Source organism: Thermococcus sp. 101 C5, assembly GCF_009372125.1.
Taxonomy (GTDB): Archaea; Methanobacteriota_B; Thermococci; order Thermococcales; family Thermococcaceae; genus Thermococcus_A; species Thermococcus_A bergensis.
The window spans coordinates 1-16,538 of the sequence record NZ_WHIZ01000046.1 but is presented as its reverse complement, the minus strand read 5'-3'; the positions used below and the strand labels follow the sequence as shown (position 1 = coordinate 16,538).

The 16,538-nt window shown below is 45.7% G+C and carries 20 protein-coding genes; 13 read left to right on the top strand and 7 right to left on the bottom strand.

Going from position 1 to position 16,538, the window contains the following annotated elements; genetic code table 11:
- From GBV73_RS07665 to GBV73_RS07640, 6 genes are all read left to right on the top strand, one after another.
- Positions 1–492: aldehyde ferredoxin oxidoreductase C-terminal domain-containing protein (locus GBV73_RS07665; RefSeq protein ID WP_216643940.1), on the top strand; the 492-nt coding region annotated here is incomplete at its 5' end.
- A gap of 38 nt (positions 493–530) precedes the next feature.
- Positions 531–791 (top strand): MoaD/ThiS family protein, encoded by a 261-nt coding sequence (locus GBV73_RS07660; RefSeq protein ID WP_052315931.1) that lies wholly within the window; start codon positions 531–533, stop codon positions 789–791.
- A gap of 95 nt (positions 792–886) precedes the next feature.
- A complete protein-coding gene (gene amrS, locus GBV73_RS07655; protein WP_152880521.1) occupies positions 887–1,933 on the top strand; it encodes an AmmeMemoRadiSam system radical SAM enzyme in 1,047 nt (348 codons plus the stop codon).
- Between the two features lies 1 nt (position 1,934).
- Positions 1,935–2,759, top strand: a complete 825-nt coding sequence (locus GBV73_RS07650) for a hypothetical protein (RefSeq protein WP_152880519.1) — start codon at positions 1,935–1,937, stop codon at positions 2,757–2,759.
- A 297-nt stretch (positions 2,760–3,056) separates the two neighbouring features.
- Positions 3,057–4,769 (top strand): S-layer protein, encoded by a 1,713-nt coding sequence (locus GBV73_RS07645; protein WP_152880517.1) that lies wholly within the window; start codon positions 3,057–3,059, stop codon positions 4,767–4,769.
- Positions 4,770–4,814: 45 nt separating this feature from the next.
- A complete protein-coding gene (locus GBV73_RS07640) occupies positions 4,815–5,489 on the top strand; it encodes a hypothetical protein (RefSeq protein WP_152880515.1) in 675 nt (224 codons plus the stop codon).
- Here GBV73_RS07640 and GBV73_RS07635 read toward each other — a convergent pair.
- Positions 5,482–7,227, bottom strand: coding sequence for a radical SAM protein (locus GBV73_RS07635; RefSeq protein ID WP_152880513.1), 1,746 nt, complete (start codon positions 7,225–7,227; stop codon positions 5,482–5,484). The two genes, GBV73_RS07640 and GBV73_RS07635, sit on opposite strands and share 8 nt — an antisense overlap.
- A gap of 222 nt (positions 7,228–7,449) precedes the next feature.
- Between GBV73_RS07635 and GBV73_RS07630 the strand changes: the two genes are divergently transcribed.
- On the top strand, positions 7,450–7,989 hold the full coding sequence (locus GBV73_RS07630; protein WP_152880511.1) for a ferritin family protein: 540 nt from the start codon (positions 7,450–7,452) through the stop codon (positions 7,987–7,989).
- On the opposite strand, the gene rsmA is transcribed toward GBV73_RS07630, so the two are convergent.
- The 5 genes from rsmA to GBV73_RS07605 form a co-directional block, all read right to left on the bottom strand.
- Positions 7,979–8,800, bottom strand: coding sequence for a 16S rRNA (adenine(1518)-N(6)/adenine(1519)-N(6))-dimethyltransferase RsmA (rsmA, locus tag GBV73_RS07625; RefSeq protein WP_042701004.1), 822 nt, complete (start codon positions 8,798–8,800; stop codon positions 7,979–7,981). The genes GBV73_RS07630 and rsmA overlap by 11 nt on opposite strands.
- A 2-nt stretch (positions 8,801–8,802) precedes the next feature.
- Positions 8,803–9,429 carry a DUF655 domain-containing protein gene (locus GBV73_RS07620; protein ID WP_152880509.1) on the bottom strand — a complete coding sequence of 209 codons (627 nt, stop codon included), beginning with the start codon at positions 9,427–9,429 and terminating at the stop codon, positions 8,803–8,805.
- A gap of 77 nt (positions 9,430–9,506) precedes the next feature.
- Positions 9,507–9,869, bottom strand: coding sequence for an RNA polymerase Rpb4 family protein (locus GBV73_RS07615; protein ID WP_152880507.1), 363 nt, complete (start codon positions 9,867–9,869; stop codon positions 9,507–9,509).
- A gap of 5 nt (positions 9,870–9,874) precedes the next feature.
- Complete coding sequence (locus tag GBV73_RS07610) at positions 9,875–10,168, bottom strand: 50S ribosomal protein L21e (protein WP_152880505.1); 294 nt, start codon at positions 10,166–10,168, stop codon at positions 9,875–9,877.
- Positions 10,169–10,290: 122 nt separating this feature from the next.
- Positions 10,291–11,463: a tRNA pseudouridine(54/55) synthase Pus10 gene (locus GBV73_RS07605; protein ID WP_152880503.1), complete on the bottom strand. Its 1,173-nt coding sequence runs from the start codon at positions 11,461–11,463 to the stop codon at positions 10,291–10,293.
- A 46-nt stretch (positions 11,464–11,509) separates the two neighbouring features.
- Between GBV73_RS07605 and GBV73_RS07600 the strand changes: the two genes are divergently transcribed.
- The 6 genes from GBV73_RS07600 to GBV73_RS07580 all read left to right on the top strand — a co-directional run bounded on the left by GBV73_RS07600 (position 11,510) and on the right by GBV73_RS07580 (position 16,149).
- Positions 11,510–11,803 (top strand): transcriptional regulator, encoded by a 294-nt coding sequence (locus GBV73_RS07600; RefSeq protein WP_152880501.1) that lies wholly within the window; start codon positions 11,510–11,512, stop codon positions 11,801–11,803.
- A gap of 83 nt (positions 11,804–11,886) precedes the next feature.
- A complete protein-coding gene (gene gatD / locus GBV73_RS07595; protein WP_152880499.1) occupies positions 11,887–13,206 on the top strand; it encodes a Glu-tRNA(Gln) amidotransferase subunit GatD in 1,320 nt (439 codons plus the stop codon).
- Positions 13,206–15,095, top strand: coding sequence for a Glu-tRNA(Gln) amidotransferase subunit GatE (gene gatE / locus GBV73_RS07590; protein WP_152880497.1), 1,890 nt, complete (start codon positions 13,206–13,208; stop codon positions 15,093–15,095). The genes gatD and gatE overlap by 1 nt, the downstream gene beginning before the upstream one ends.
- Positions 15,096–15,152: 57 nt before the next feature.
- On the top strand, positions 15,153–15,365 hold the full coding sequence (locus GBV73_RS11380) for a hypothetical protein (protein ID WP_253910329.1): 213 nt from the start codon (positions 15,153–15,155) through the stop codon (positions 15,363–15,365).
- Positions 15,362–15,787 carry a hypothetical protein gene (locus GBV73_RS07585; RefSeq protein WP_253910328.1) on the top strand — a complete coding sequence of 142 codons (426 nt, stop codon included), beginning with the start codon at positions 15,362–15,364 and terminating at the stop codon, positions 15,785–15,787. Before GBV73_RS11380 ends, GBV73_RS07585 begins: the two co-directional genes overlap by 4 nt.
- Positions 15,784–16,149 (top strand): hypothetical protein, encoded by a 366-nt coding sequence (locus tag GBV73_RS07580; RefSeq protein WP_253910327.1) that lies wholly within the window; start codon positions 15,784–15,786, stop codon positions 16,147–16,149. Before GBV73_RS07585 ends, GBV73_RS07580 begins: the two co-directional genes overlap by 4 nt.
- On the opposite strand, the gene GBV73_RS07575 is transcribed toward GBV73_RS07580, so the two are convergent.
- The coding region (locus GBV73_RS07575) for a transposase (RefSeq protein ID WP_152880017.1) at positions 16,120–16,538 on the bottom strand (419 nt) is incomplete at its 5' end. The two genes, GBV73_RS07580 and GBV73_RS07575, sit on opposite strands and share 30 nt — an antisense overlap.

Sequence of the window (16,538 nt, the reverse complement as noted above, 5' to 3'; positions counted from 1 at the left end):
GCTTTCCTGTTTGAGGGCTGTTGGGTAGTTTACTGCATCCCCGCCCTAAAGGGCGAGGCTTTCAGAAGAAAAAGTAAAGGCGAGATAACAAAGTGTGTTCAAGATGAAACTGCGATTGCGGAAACTGCTGTATTCTGTATATTCCCATTCAACACCGAAATGATTACAGTTGATATGTATGCCAAGATGCTCTATGCTGCGACGGGTATTGAAGAGTTTAGGGATCCAAAGTACCTCTGGCTTGTCGGAGAGAGGATATTCAACCTCGAGAGAGCCATAAACGTTAGAGAAGGCATTGATGGAAAGTACGACAGGATGCCTGAAAGGATTGTGAAAGAGCCCGTGCCGAGAGAGCCTTCCAAGGGGCAGGTATTTGAGGAGGAGGTTCTTCTAAAAGACTACTACAAAGCCAGGGGCTGGGACGAAAACGGGGTGCCGACAAAGGAGAAGCTCAAGGAACTCGGGCTCGATGAAGTTGCAGAGCAGCTTTGAATTTTTCAATTTTCCCAATTTATTTTGTAGGTGAGGCTATGAAGGTGTTTGTCAAGCTTGTCGCTCAAGTTGCTGGAGAAGTGGATAAACCTGAATTCTGGGTCTTTCTTGAAGATGGCTCTACTCTAAAGGATCTCCTGCAGAAATTAGAAGCTGAAAAAGGGATTAAGGTAGATTTTAGCAAGAAAGACGTAGTGATTCTAATAAACGGCCGCTCTGTGGAGTTCCTGGGGGGCATTGAAGCTAAGCTTAAGGACATGGATAGAGTTATAATAATGCCCGTGGCCGCAGGAGGATGATTGGACTTTGTTGGTGCCAAGTGAGCAATACCCAATTTTTCTTCCTGAACCAAAAGCTTAAACTATAGCCGGTACTATCTTACAATGGTGAGATTATGAGAGAGGCTATGTACTGGGAACCCTTAGAGGGCAACAGGGTGAGATGCCGCTTATGTCCCTTAAACTGCATTATAGATGAGGGGCGGAGAGGTTCCTGCAGGGTCAGGAAAAACATTGGAGGTAAACTTTACACGCTCAACTATGGAAAGGTATCCTCTATAGCCGCTGATCCGGTTGAGAAGAAACCCCTTTTCCACTTCTATCCGGGCTCCTGTGCCTTCTCCATAGGTACCGTGGGATGTAATATGCACTGCCTCCACTGCCAGAACTGGGAGATAAGCCAGGCAGATGAAACCTTTCCTTACCTTGAGGAAGCCACTCCAGAAGCCATTGTAAGGCTGGCAAAGCACTATGAATGCGAGAGCTTAGCCTACACCTACAACGAGCCGACGGTGTGGTATGAATTCGTTCTTGAAACTTCAAAGCTTGCCAAAGGAGAAGGCCTGAAGAACATCCTTGTGACGAACGGCTACATAAACGAGGAACCCTTCAGAGAACTTGCTCCCTATATAGATGCCATGAACATTGACATAAAGGCCTTCCGTGATGAGTTTTACAGAAAGATTTCAAAGGTGCCAAGTTTGGAGCCAAGCAAGAGAACCGCGGTTATAGCCAAGAAGGAGTTTGGGATTCACGTTGAGCTTACGTACCTTATAATACCCACGCTGAACGACAGCGAAGAGGAAATAAGGGCCTTTGCACGGTGGGTTGTTGAGGAGCTTGGTGGTGATACACCAGTGCACTTCTCACGCTTTTTCCCGTACTACAGGCTCCTTAATTTACCTCCCACGCCGATTGAGACCGTTGAGAAAGCCTACCGCATAGCAAGGGAAGAAGGGCTTAAGTTTGTGTACGTTGGAAATATACCGGGACATGAGGGAGAAAACACCTACTGTCCAAAGTGTGGAAAACCTTTAATAGTGAGGTGGGGCTTTACCATAGAGGAGTACCACATAAAAGACGGAAAGTGCGGATACTGTGGTGAGCCCATACCCATAGTTGGTGAATATAGGAAAAGATATTACAGAGGAATGTGGTGGTAATATGGCGATAATGAAGGTTAGATTTTACATAGAAGCTCTCTCAAACGATAGGAAAGCTTTGGAAAGGGCTGTTGAGGAGATCGCGAAATCCCTAAAGAATGAAACCAATGTAAAGGTTGAGAACATAAGAGCCGAGGATATCCTTGAAAATCCTGAAGAGGAGATGCTCAAATACTCAAGCATGGTTGAGGCAGAACTGGAGGGTTCTTTTGAAGAAATAGTAAAAGCCACCATGAAATATGCCCCCGCAATAGTTGAAGTTGTATCCCCTGCCAAAATTGAAATAGATGCCAAAGACCTTATGAAAATCCTTGGGGAAGTTTCTTTGTTCATGGGCAAGCTCATGGAGAAGTTTGGTGGACTTGTGGCGTATCCTCCACTTGATGAGATTCCAAAACCGAGAGTGGGCTACAGCAGGGAAGAGATTGAAGAGATGATAATAGATGGCAAAGAAATTCTCTACCGCTTCGTTATAGAAACCTTTGGAAAGGACAAAGAATCGATAGAGGAGACCATGCTGAAGGCCTTCGCATATGAGGGCTGTAAGATCAACAAAATTGCTGTTAAGGTGCAGGAGGAAAGAGGGGACAGAATATATGCCCTTGTGGCTAGCGAGCTGATATCGCCGTTTGAGGTTCTTTTCCAGCTTACGGCAAAATATGCGCCGGTTGCAATATCGATAATCGAGCCAGAGATAGTTGATATCTCTGCAACAGAACTTCAAAATGCTCTCACGGATTTGGGTGGCTTTGTCCATGAGCTCACTCACAGACCGCTTAAGAAGAAGCTCATAGAAAAGGACACCTTCAAATTCAGGCTCTCCTGACCCTCTGCTCAACCTTTTAATTTATTGATGAGAAAGCTTATAAGTAAGGGCCGTGATTGCGGATTGGGTATCTATGCTCTCCCTTCAACTTTTGTCGAGATATTATCGGCAAAAGGCGAATTGGGTGTAGGCAGTAGGTAAATGCCACTTTTGACCATCTGGGCAAAAAGAAGGCTTTTCTAATCGTTAGAAAGGGTCTGAAAGCGAAAAGTATATAAACCCTAGACTACATAGAGGTATTGAAGAATACCATAGTTGGGGGTTTAGCCCCCCACAAGGTATCGGAGGTGTGAAGACATGAAGGTAAGAAAGATCGCGGCCCTTGCCGTTGGTGCCGCAATGGTTGGAGCGACCCTTGGATATGCAAACGCTGCACTACCAGGGAAGGAGTTCTTTGTTAAGGATGGAATGCCAAACGTTAAAATCGTAGTCGGTGCAAACGCACCATCAACCATGGACGTTGCCAGCGCTGCTGACGTGGCTCTTGCAATTGGAAGCTTGCTCTACACATCTGAGGAAGTAGAGGCAAGCGGTGTTAGTGTAGTTGTTAAGAGAGAAACTACACAATACCCAGACCCAATCCCGGTTTACAGCAACCTCTACGAAGACACTGGCGTTGACCCAAACACAGATAATGAGGAACTTTCAGACCTTGCAGACGACAACTTCTGGTATAACGGAAGTGCCGACGCCTACAACGGTGCTTACTCAGCATGGGACAGCTGGATGCCAAAGTTCGAAGGCGAAATTGAAAACATGGATCAAATAAATGGCGACGCCCAGGTCGACTGGGACTTCGAGATTTTGGACATAGAGCTTGTTGACGAGAACCAGGAGACAATTACCTACCCACCAAAGGAAGCTACCCTTAAGATCCCAGCTGGCAACTTCACTGTTACACTCAACTATGCCATAAGCAAGTGGGAGAAGGAAACAGTAACAAACAGCACCATCTGGGGAAGCCTTGATCAAACAAAGACAACAGATACAGTTGTAGACGATGACCAACCAGAGGGATACAACTTCGTTGAGACTGTTTACGACGGTGTTGACGAAGGGGACACATTCACAATCCTTGGAAACACCTACTATGTATTGAAGCTCAATGCGACAGAAGGGAGCATGACCTACGGTAAAGACCACGGCGAAGTCTGGTTCAGGCTTGGAGACATAAAAGACTACGACGGCTACAAGGTTAAGGCAGTTGACATAAGCGTTAACGAGAACAGAGCACTTGTAGAGGTTACAAGCCCAGAGGGAGTTGACCAGCTCGTTATACTCAACAAGGACGAAGAGAAGGATGTCTTTGGAGATGGAGGAATAATCCTCAAACTTACAGACACATTCGTCGGTATCGATGGAAACCTCATAGCAACAATTAAAGTCGTAACCAACCAGAAGACCGTGAAGACTGGTGACGAACTCATCCCAGGATGGGAAGTTCGCTTTGACTTCTCAGGCGGAAAGATAGTGAAGGTTACACTCACAAACAAGAACGACCTTGAGGGCAAAGAGCTCGACATTCTCGGCAAGTACAAGATGTACTACAAGTCCGAGGTCTACACAAAGGACGTTGACAAAGATGGCAAGGAAGAGTACGCAGTTAAGTCATACATTGTAGTTGAGCCCGTTGAGAAGACCTGGGAGACCAAGGAGCTCAAGGTTGGCGACGAGTTCGAAGGATGGACAATTGAGGCAATCAAGGGCGAGGCCTACACCAAGGTTACACCAATGGTTCCAGCCGAGCCAATCACAGTCCTTGACAGCGAGCTTGACCTCAACGCAGTCGACAGCAACCTCATCCTCGTCGGTGGACCAGTTGCAAACGCAATCACCAAGTACCTCGTCGACCAAGGACTAAGCACAGTTGACTGGGAGAACAGCGATGGCGACCTCGAATACATCGAAGATGCATTTGGAACATTCGACGTCCTCATCGTTGCCGGTAAGGACAGGTACGCAACAAGAGACGCAGCCAAGGAGCTCATGGAGTACCTGGCTGGGCTCTGAAGCTTTTCCCTTCTTTTTTAATTAACTTTTCTGGAGGTTTTGGGATTGAATAAAAAATTAGCTGCACTACTTCTGTTGCTTATCCTTGTGGTCGCCCCCTTGGCTGTCATTAGTTATGGATATCTGCACTTTTCGAGTAATGTTTATCCGGATAAAGAACCCTTGAGAAAAGTTCTTGTTAAAGTTCCTTATAATGGGGTTGACCACAAAATCCTTCTTGAAAGCTACAACACCGGCGATCCCATCTTAGATTTGAATTTAACCCTTAGGGGGACTGTATACGAAGGCATGACCATCATAGTTGGAGACCCAATGTTCAGAAACTGTGATGCTAGAACTCTTGGTGATGTGTGCGTGTGGAGAACAAGAACCGCAACAGAGATATCAGCAGTACTGTCGCCAGTGTTCACCGCAAACAGGTACTGGTATTACAAAGGAAAGGGATACGATGAGAACGAGTCCATGGCTAGAGCTCAGGCCGATGTTGAAAAAATACACGTAACATCCCTTGGCTTCATTCAGAGGGTTGAAATTGGGCTTGGACTCATAGGAAACAAAAAACACCTGCTCGTTATGCTAAGGGGGCCCGCAGAGGGAGGAAAAATAGACCGCATATATTCGCCGAAGGAGGGCATTGTAGTGCTTGAAGCCACAAATGAACAAACGCTCTTTGCGGAGGTTTTGCTGTTAAAGGCCATCATAGGCTCAAGGGTCAAATGACCACAATATCTCTGTATATTTCTCTTTTCTCCGGCTCAACTATTTCCAAAAACTCCTCTTTGGTTTTGAACGGCCTCTTTGCGAGAATTCTTACGACCTTCTTCTTTCCAATCCCGGGCAGATAAGTTAAAACCTTGGGGCTCTCGGTGTTTGGGTTTATCGGTATTGGGACTCCCGTTATGCTCCTGAAGCCGTGGTCAACAATGAGAACGTCGTAAAACCTGTTCAGCTCAATTTTCTTTGGGATTCCTACTATTAAGGGATAGCTCCCTATCTGCCTCCCGTATGTTAAGCCGTTGTCAAACACTTCAGCCCTAACATCCCTCAATATTGTCCCAACGGGAACGAGGCGTTTGAGCATTGGATAGTCTATCTCGTGCCTTATTTTGTACTTATAGTGCTTGATCAGGGTTTTGTGCTTCTCGGTCTTTACCTTGTCCCTTATGTGCCATAAAGGCGTTCCCGGGAATACAACCACCTGCCTTATGTTTATCCTCCTCACCAGCAGTCCCTCGTCGAGTATTTTCTTCAAAAACTCGTAGGTGAGCTCATAGGTCTTCTTGGTCTCTCCGGGGAGACCGAAGAGGATGTTAATTCCGGGCAGGAGCCATGGCATCCCGTTGTAACCCCTTTTAGCGCCAACCTCGTTTAGAATCTTAACGGCTTCGTAAGTCTCTTCCGGTGTGGAGTTCAGGTTGTTGAGCTTCGCTACCTTCGGATCAGCAGTTTCAAGCCCGAAGGCAACGACATTTCCGGGCGTGCCGTATTTTATGAGTGTCTTCGCTATCCTGATGCTCTCCTCAGGGTAGTTCGCTATGACCGCGGGGTTGGCATTGTCTACGTGGAGGGTCTTTACTTCCGGTGCAGCTGCTCTAATTCCCTTGAAAAGCTTTTCAATTGCCTCGGGATTTGGAACCGGAACTCTATCATTAGGCTTCGCCATGTAAGAGAAGATACAGCTCTGTCTTCCTATTCTAAAGTGCCTCACTCCGAGATTATAGAAGACTTCGACCTCTTTGACGATGTCTTCAATAGGTCGGTCTTCTATTGATTTATACCTTACCGGCTCCGTACAGAAGGAGCAGCCCCCTATGCCGGCAGCCTTTGGGCATCCCCTCTGGGTCTCGATCTCCACTATGACAAAATCGGGGTAATCCGGGAACTGCTTCACCACTTCGGCACCTAAGAGTGCATAGTCCCTCAATTCCGAATAGTCCCTGAAGCGGAGGGGGTTCGCTTCTTTGGGGTTTGTGAAGAAGTCATAGAGAAAAGCCTCCAGGTCGCCGTAAGCGATGTGGTCAAAAATCGCCTGAGCAAGGGCAAGTTCTCTCGAGCCTATCTTTGTTCCGCCCTCATGGGCCGAGCCCATAAATGCCGGTCCGCCGAGGATTTTAATGCCCTTGAACGGCTTTATAAACTTCGCAACCTCTTCCACCTGAGAAGGGACCGCAGAAAGGTATTTTCCCGGAGTGTGCAGTCCACCTATGTATACAATCACATCTGCTTTCTCAAGAATCTCTTTTGTTTTATGTACGTTGGGAGTTTTATTTTTGGTCTTTATCCCCTGTTCGCCCTCAAAAGTAAAGCGCAGGTCATCTATTGTGAGATAAAAAATTCTCGCATCTTTTCTGGCTTTTTTTATTGCACCGTAGGCGTATCTTGGATAGATTCCCAAATAAGGGGGCACTCCAAGTCCCGCTGGTTCGTCGGTGTAGCCGTCTATTATTGCAACTATCATGTGTGAGAATTTGGCCGGGGGTTTAAAAACCCAGCGAAGGGGATATGCAATATTTTTAAACTTTGAAATAGAAATAAATAGGCTGGCGGATATTGAGCGGGAACGATACAATAAACTAAAAAACCTGAAAGAAGAATATCTTGCAGTAAAGAACAATCAGGCTGCTCAATGATTTTTATTTTCAATGAGCGGGTAACCAAAAAGTGAACATGAGGTGTTGTTATGAGAGAGGTATCCTTAACTGTTAAAGAAAATATAAAGAAGCTTCTCCAAACACTTCCTAAATTAAGCATGAAGGAACTTCTTTCCTACTGGATAAACGCGGAGGTTGAGGAGGCTGAGATGTATCATCGCCTCTATGAGCTGAGCAAGGAATTGACGTGGATTGAAGAAGTACCCAAGGTTTTTCGTAAGCTCAGCGAAGAGAGCTTGGAGCATGCAGAAGAGCTGCTTCGACTTTACAAAAAGCTGTTTCCGGGTGAAAAACCTATCCTGGTTAATTTACCTCCCTTAGAGGTAGTTTTGGCCGAGCCTGAACTTGAGAGGTTCTTAGAAAAGGGAAGGGCAGAGGAGCTTTTTGACATCTTAATGGAGAACGAAAAGATGGCGGCAGAGGCTTACGAGTACCTCTCGAAGCTGAGTGAAAACCCCGAGGTTAAAGAGGTAGCAAAATGGCTGGCGGAGATTGAGTGGGGACACTACAACCACATAAAAGCCCTGAAAGAGAAGTACCTCTCATTAAAAGACAATGCTACTCAATGAGGTTTTGGCTTCTTAGAAACTCTTCTATATCCTTTATCTCCTCAATTGAAAGCTGAAAGACTCTCTTCTGGGAGTGGGGAATACTCTCAATAACAGGTTTGAGCTTTTTGAACTCATCCTTCGTAATGCCCAGCATGTGGTAGGAATCCTTTAGGGCCTTGCTCGCAAGCTTTCTTCTGTGCTGGAAGAGGGCCTTCACGAGGTTCTCATTTAGAGCTATCTGTTCCTCTTTGGGTTTGGGCGTCATTACTATTACTGCAGAATCGACTTTTGGTCTTGGGTAGAACGCCCCTCTGCCTATTCTTTCAACAAGGTCAACATCTGCCTTAGCCTGCACCATTACCGAGAGGCGGGAATAGTTTTTATCCCCCGGCTTTGCCACCATTCGCTGGGCAAATTCAAGCTGATAAATGAGCACGGCTTTCTTAAACTCATACTTCAAAAACTTGAAGGTTATTGGAGAAGATATCTGATAGGGGAGATTGGAAACTATCTTATCGAACTCGGGAAAGTCTATCTTAAGGGCATCGCCGTGTATGATTTCCACGTTGTCCCAATTGTACTCCTTTTTTAGTATTTCAATAATCCGCGCGTCCGTCTCTATGGCGTAAACTTTCTTTGCCCTTTTTGCCAGCTTGTCTGTCAGCACGCCCAAACCGGGCCCTATTTCGAGGACGGTCTCATTTTCCTTTATATCTGCCCTTTCCACTTCCCTTTGGATAACATCCTCCACTATGAGGAAGTTCTGGCCAAGATCAGAATTCGGCCTTAAGTTATATTTAGAAATTAAAGAAAAGACTTTGGAGTGCATATTTACTCCCTGAATATTCTTCTTGAACCTACGAAAAGCCTGTAGCGGTCTTTGTTCTCAAGCTCATCCAAGATTCTTCTCGCTATCATTTTTACCGGGTCCGGGAGTCCCTTTACCCTGTGCTTCAAGTCCTCAAAGCTCTTGAAGGGCTCTTTTTCCCTCTCCTCCAAAATGTCCCACATGTGCTTCTTTCCTATTCCCGGGAGCAGTTCCAGGCTGTGGAGTCTGTTTGTAATTGGCGGAGCAACGTTAAAGAACTTCACAAAACGCTCTTCGTTGTTCTTTACAATCTCCTCGAGGACGTACGGAAGCTCGGCCTTCGCTGTTGGAGTCAGCTCATCATAGTTGAGCTTTTTACTTATCATAAGTATCTTGTCTCTCTGTCCCTTTCCAACAAAGACCCTCTCATAGAGCATGAGGTCTGTCTTCGGAATTACCTCGAGCAGGGTAAAAGCCTTCTCCCCAATAACCTGTGCTACCGGCTTGTTGTCCCTAAGGTTTCGGTGTTCAAGATCGAGATAACCGGTGGGAAGGTAATCTAACACATACGCATATTCTTCATACTCCACATTATGCTTCTTTTTATCGGCGCTTTGTGCGTAGGAATGTCTTCTACGATAATAATCCATGGTCTCTCCCCCCAAGAATATACTGCCTAAGGCTTTTAATACTTTTCGAGAAATTTTGAAAAAGAAGAGGAGAGGAGTTACTCCCTATATTCTGCGAGGATTTCGAGTATCTTTTCTGCCTCCTCTTTAGTGGGCGTGTACTCTTCCTTGGCGAAGATAACCCTTATGTCAAAGTAGTCCTCGGGCATTATGTCGACAATTTTTGTCGCTATCCTTTCATCAAGCCATTCAAAGAGGCCTATTAGCTTCTCTCTGAGCTCTTTTGCTTTTTCTGCTGGGAGCTTTGAGAACTTCTCTGCGTGCTCAATGCTAACCCTTGCTTCATAGAATATTGGCTCCTCTGGGTTTTCCTCTAGCCCTTCTTCTCTCCTTTTAAGCAGCAGCTCCTTTGCCTCCGGAATTGAGATGTATTTCTCCTTGAGCTTTTTGCGCCCTATCATAGTTCTCACTTCTGGGGCCTTAAGTGAACTGGGTGAATGAAGAAGGTCTTAACCTTACTACCGTCATTGATCTGGACGATATATGCATCTCCCCTCTTTCCAACCACAGTACCTGTTCTTCCGTGGAATCTTGGGTCTGGCATTCCCTTGTGGTAGCTTGGCTCAATCACTATGTGGACTCTCTGACCAACTTCAAACTCCTGAAGGAACCTTGTTAGTGGAGGAAGACCTCTCCTTCTTGGTGATTTGCTAAGCTTACCCCTAGTTTTCCTTCTAATAGTATGGGCCTTTTGAACCATATTACTCACCTCTTAGAGCTTATTTAGGAGTCTCAACAACTTATACGTTTAGGAACAAGCGCTATAAACTACGGGTCTTTCCCAGTATCATAAGCTCATCCGCTCAACCATTTATAAAGTTTTCACTGCTCATCTAGGATGTTCAGCACATCAAGCTTTTCACACCATGCCTTTTTGCCCAGTATCTCGCTAACTGAGGGACTCGTTCTTCCATTGTCTCCGGAGACCAGCTCTTTTATATAGAGGCCTCCGTCGGTTATCAGGCGGAGTTTAAAGTGTTTCTCATCAATAAGCTCGCCTTCAGCTTTGTGAACCTTTCTCACCCTCACCAAATCAGCCCTTCTTCCCAAAACCCTTCTGGGTGTTCTCTGGTTAATAGTGGCCCCTTCAAGTGTCTTGACAACTTTTTCAACCTCTTCCTCGCTGATGCCTTCCTCAACATAAACAATGGCCTCGTATTCTTTTTTGTGGTTTGACGTGAGAACATTTTCTGCCTCTTCCTTGGTTATAAACCTCAATCCTAAAACCTCAACTTTCCCGCTTTTGTTGATTTCCTCTGCAATCTTCTCCAAGTCAATATGCCTTTTTATCGGCCTCTTGACCTCGACAACGAAGGGTCTTCCATTCCCAAGCATTCTCACATCTACGTCCTCTCTTCCAGCTCCGTGGAATATGCATTTTCCTTTTGTCGCTTTTGAAAAAGGTTTGCAGATTATTGACGCAACACTTTCTTTGAATCCTCTTAATGGCGTTTGTGGAATCCCCCTGACCAGCTTCCTATAACGTCCATAGACATAGAGGGGTTTTATCTGAAGCTCCACTTTCTCCTGGTAAGGTTCCACTATAAAAACGACATCGGGGTTGCTTTTATTCACGGGCTTTTGAAGTATGAGCTCAAGGATCTTTCCAATTTCTCTGTTCAATTCCCTGTTTATTGGTTCAGCATACTTCAGCCCAAACCTCTCAATTAGCTCTCGCTCCTTATCCGCGATTTCTTTGGGAACCCTTGAACCAACGAGAAAGCTCTCAAACTCAAGTTCTAGCTCTGAAACCTTATCGTAGCAGAGCCTTGCGAGGTATTCGGTCTTTTTAAAGACGTTCTTGCAAAGCTCACATTCCTGGGGCTCCTGGAAGCTCACTTCTCCTCTCGCTTCTCGTTCCATATTGAGGACTAGCCTTATTGATTTTCCACGTATGTAGTTGTCTCCCTTTCCAAGCAGGCCAAAAGCTCTGCCCAGGCAGCGGTCACATAGCTTGGACTCTTTGAGTATCTCTTCGGCCTTTTCTATTATCATCACCCGGCACCCTTAAGCTTTTTAATGTTCTTTCGAACCTTACCCCATGATGACGAGAAGGCAGAAGATAATAAAGCTTTTGGAGGAGAGGGACTACAGTGTAAGTGAGCTTGCAATGCTCCTTGAGATGAGGGGTAAGGGAAGCAGAAATGTAATTCTTGAAGACCTCAAAGCAATTGCTAACATCGTAAAGCGCGAGGGAAAGGCTCTCCTCATTCAACCAGCCCAATGCAAGAAATGTGGCTTCGTATTTAAACCGGAGATAAAAATTCCCAGCAAATGTCCAAAGTGCAGGTCAGAGTGGATTGAAGAGCCAAGGTTTAAAATCGAGACTCGATAGGAGCTATACTTGTGGTGGGAAAGGAGACAATGTTTATATCTCTCCCACCTCTATCTAGCCTAAGATTCAAAGGGGGTTTCGCTATGAGGAAAGTTGAGCTTTTCATGAAGGAAAAGGGCATTGAGATTGGCGATTATGTTGAGGTTGTTGAGAAGGAAAACAACACAACAGTTGTCCACAGGGGCATTGTAATGCCTCCATATGAGCTTTCGAAGGGAGAAACCCTTACAATAAAGCTCGACAACGGGTACAACATCGGGATTTTAATCGACCAGATAGCGGAAGTAAAAATCCTTGAAAAAGCCAAGCCAAGAGAAGAAGTTTCATTTAAAGAAGTCCTCCCCAAAAAGCCCGGACTCCCCAACGTTACCATAATAGGAACCGGTGGAACAATAGCGAGCAAAATAGACTACAAGACAGGTGCTGTTCATGCGGCTTTTACAGCGGAGGAGCTGGCAAAAGCAGTGCCAGAAATTTTTGAAATAGCCAACATAACACCAAAGTTGCTCTTTAACATAATGAGCGAAGACATGAAGCCCGAATATTGGAAAAAGATGGCCCACGAAGTTGCAAAGGCCCTTAACAGTGGAGAAGATGGGGTAGTAATAGGACACGGAACAGACACGATGGGTTATTCTGCCGCTGCATTGAGCTTCATGCTGAGGGATTTAGGAAAGCCCGTAATTTTCGTCGGCTCTCAGAGGAGCAGTGATAGGCCCTCAAGTGATGCTGCGATGAACCTAATATGCTCCACCAGAATGGCAGTTGAAGACTTTGGGGAGGTTGCAGTTGTAATGCACGGGGAAAGCGGCGATACTTACTGCCTAGCACACAGAGGGACAAAGGTCAGAAAGATGCACACCTCAAGGAGAGATGCTTTTAGGAGCATAAACGACGTCCCCATAGCAAAGATATGGCCCGATGGAAGGGTTGAATACCTGAGGGACGACTACAGAAAGAGAAGTGAAAGTGAAGTGTGGGTGGACGACAAGCTTGAAGAGAAAGTTGCCCTCATAAAGGTCTATCCTGGCATGAGCGGAGAGCTCATTGACTTTTTAGTTGATAGGGGCTACAAGGGAATTGTAATAGAAGGTACCGGCCTAGGCCACACATCAAATGACATAATACCCACGATAGAGAGGGCAGTTGAAGAAGGGGTTGCAGTCTGCATGACGAGCCAGTGCCTCTACGGTAGGGTCAACCTCAACGTCTATTCCACGGGTAGAAGGCTTCTTAGGGCCGGTGTTATCCCATGTGAAGACATGCTTCCAGAAACAGCCTATGTAAAGCTCATGTGGGTTCTCGGTCATGTCCAGAACCCTGACGAAGTTAGAAAGATGATGCTGACGAACTATGCTGGAGAAATCACCCCCTACACAAGGTTTGACGCTTATCTGAGGTGATGGATATGGAGTTTGATTACAAAGCACTTGGACTTAAAGTGGGCCTCGAAATCCACAGACAGCTCGACACGAAAAAGCTGTTCTCACCCGTTCCAAGCGAGCTTCATGATGAAGTTGATTTTACAGTTGAGAGAAGATTAAGGCCTACTATGAGCGAGCTCGGGGAGATTGACCAGGCCGCGCTTGAAGAGTTCAAGAAGGGCAGGGCTTTTGTCTATGAAGGGAACTACAAGTACAGTGATCTGGTCTATCTGGACGAGGAACCACCCCACCTGCCGGACGAAGAGGCCTTGAGGGTTGCTCTCCAGATTACATATCTCTTAAACGCCGTTCCTGTTGATGAGGTCCACTTTATGAGAAAGATTGTCATAGACGGTTCAAACGTCTCCGGTTTCCAGAGAACCGCTATAGTCGGCGTTAACGGTAAGGTAGACACGCCCTGGGGAAGCGTTGGAATTCCAACTATCTGCCTTGAGGAAGACGCGTGCAGAATTATAGAGCAGGGAGACAAAAAAGCAGTTTACAGGCTTGACCGTCTGGGGATTCCATTAATTGAGATTTCCACAACTCCAGATATCCACCATCCGGAGCAGGCAAAGGTAGTGGCGAAGTTCATAGGTGATGCTTTGAGAGCAACGCGCAAAGTAAAACGCGGTCTTGGAACAATAAGGCAGGATTTAAACGTTTCTATCAAAGATGGGGCTAGAATAGAGATTAAGGGTGTCCAAGAGCTTGACATGATACCCGTGATAATAGAGCGCGAAGTTGAAAGACAGCTCAATCTCATAAAGATTAAAGAGGAGCTCGAGAAGAGGGGAGCGAAGGAGGAAGAGCTAAAAGAGGAGTTTTATGATGTGAGTGACATCTTCGCCAACACTGGCTCAAAAATAATTGCCAGCACCTTAAAGAGGGGAGGAAAAGTTTTAGCCGTCAAGCTTCCAAAGTTCAGGGGACTCATAGGGTCCGAAATTCAGCCCGGAAGAAGACTTGGAACGGAAATGGCTGACAGGGCTAAGAAGTACGTAAAAGGTATATTTCACATTGATGAGCTGCCGAATTACGGTATAAGTCAAGAAGAAGTTGATAAGGTCATTGAGAGGCTAAACCTTGGCGAGCTCGATGCCTTTGTTCTGGTTGCGGCTGAGGAAGAAGTCGCCAAGAACGCTCTCAGGGAGGTTCTTCAGAGGGCGAGAGAAGCCATTAGAGGCGTCCCCGAGGAAACGAGAAGGGCTTTGCCGGATGGAAACACACAATATATGCGTCCTCTCCCAGGAAAGGCCAGAATGTACCCCGAAACAGATATTCCGCCAATATTTGTCAGTGAAGATCTCAAGAAGGAAATCTTGGAGAACCTTCCAGAATACCCGCAGGCAAGAGTTGAGCGCTACATCAAGGAATACGGCATAGATAAGAGCTTGGCCCAGACGCTGGTTGATGACGAGAGGGATGAGCTCTTTGAGGAACTTATAGCAATGGGTGTCAAGCCCTCTCTGGCAGCTTCAGTCCTCGTTGTGGTTCTCAAGGGTCTCAAGAAGGAAGTTCCAATTGAGAACATCACTGACGAGCATATAAAAGATGCGTTCAGGCTTTTGCTTGACAACAGAATAGCAAAGGAGGCATTTGAAGAGATATTTAAGGAGCTCGCACTCCATCCAGAAAAGACCGCTTTGCAGGTTGCAGAAGAGAAAGGCCTTACATTGCTAAGTGAAGAAGAGGTAGAGAGGATAATCAACGAAATAGTCCAGGAGAACATAGAGGTCGTGAAGGCCAAGGGCATGGGTGCCATGGGAATGCTTATGGGAAGGGCAATGGCCAAGCTTAGAGGAAAGGCCGATGGGAAGCTGGTTAGCCACCTCGTGAGGAAAAAGATTCAAGAATTCAGCTCTTAATTCTCCTTTTTCAATAACTTTTTAAGATTTGAAGTTGTATCCTAAGCGGGAAGAGAAATGACCTTTGTTCCGGGCCCGATTATAATTCCACGAAAGCCTAAAGGGAAACCAGAGAACAAAAAGAAAGTGGAGAAAAAGACTATCCCTCGAAAAAGAGAGAAGAGGTTAGTCTATGTTCTCATTAAATTAAAGCCTGAGCAGATGATAAGCGAAAAAGCCAAGGAGCTGGAGGGGCTTTTTAAGGGGAAAAGTCCTTTAACAGGGTGGTGAATCCCGACGAGTACACCCTTTTGATGAACGCCCAAAACCTCTTCTCGAAATCGAACAGGCTTTATGTAGTTGAGCTAACTGATGGAATGAACCGCTGGTTTTATCTCGTGCCGAGTGAGGAGAGAATTAAGTTCAAAAATAAGGACAAGTACATGGTGTTTCTCATCAAAAAGGACTCTGCCCTTGAAGAGATATTTAAGAAAATCGCCGAGGGCAAGTTAGCTAAGAGGAGCACGTTCGAGCTGGTAGTGACGGCAATAGAAGTGGCCCTAGGTATTTTGACATTTTTAGCTGGCTATTTGGCACTTGAAAATGTTATTGACCTCTCTCAGCTCAGCAACATTGTAACTTTTGTATTGTTTTTCATCTTCGCACTGCAGAGCATTAAAAAAGGATACAAAAGGAGAGGTTGGGGGGATTGAGGATCCCACTACATTACCTCCCAAGCTCAACCTCGAAAAAGCCCAAGAGATGTACCTACTCTGTAATATCAGGCTCTCTTGCAGAAACTTCAAGGGCACTTGAAGAGCGCTTTTCGTCTCTGGGAATACGACCAATTAGACTCATAGACCCTGAATGTTATACCTTAGAAAGCCTCGCAGAGTTTTTATATGGGAGTGAACATATTGGAATAGTAGAGGTGAGGGGAGAGCTAAACAGGATGTTTTACCTTTTCCCTGAGAGAGTGGAGTTTGAAGAGGAGCTTGAGTTTGATGTTTTTACTCCCGAGGGATTAAAATATCTCCTTAAGACCCTAGTTCCCACCACCTGTGAAGTTGTATAATCTGTCCAGATTCACGGCCAGAATCGCCCCTAAAATCCTGACAGCTAACCCCCTCAAACTAACACTCCTGCTCGGCCTCAGAAGAAACTCAGAAAACTTCGAAAACAAAGTCTCAATCCTCCTGCGAAAGTCAGACAAGTACTTGTAAAACTTCTTCTCCTCCAGATTACTAATCTGATTCCCCCGCTTTACTGGCGTGTAAACAACGCCAAACCTCAAAAACTCCTCCTCGAGTTCCCTGTTAACATACCCCTTATCCAAAAACAGAAAACAGCCGGAAAACTCCTCAACAATCACCCAGAACTTTTCCCTGACAACACTCACATCATGCTTATTCGCCGGATCAACAGACAGTAAAGCCAGCAAATTTCCATCAGAGTAACAGGTCA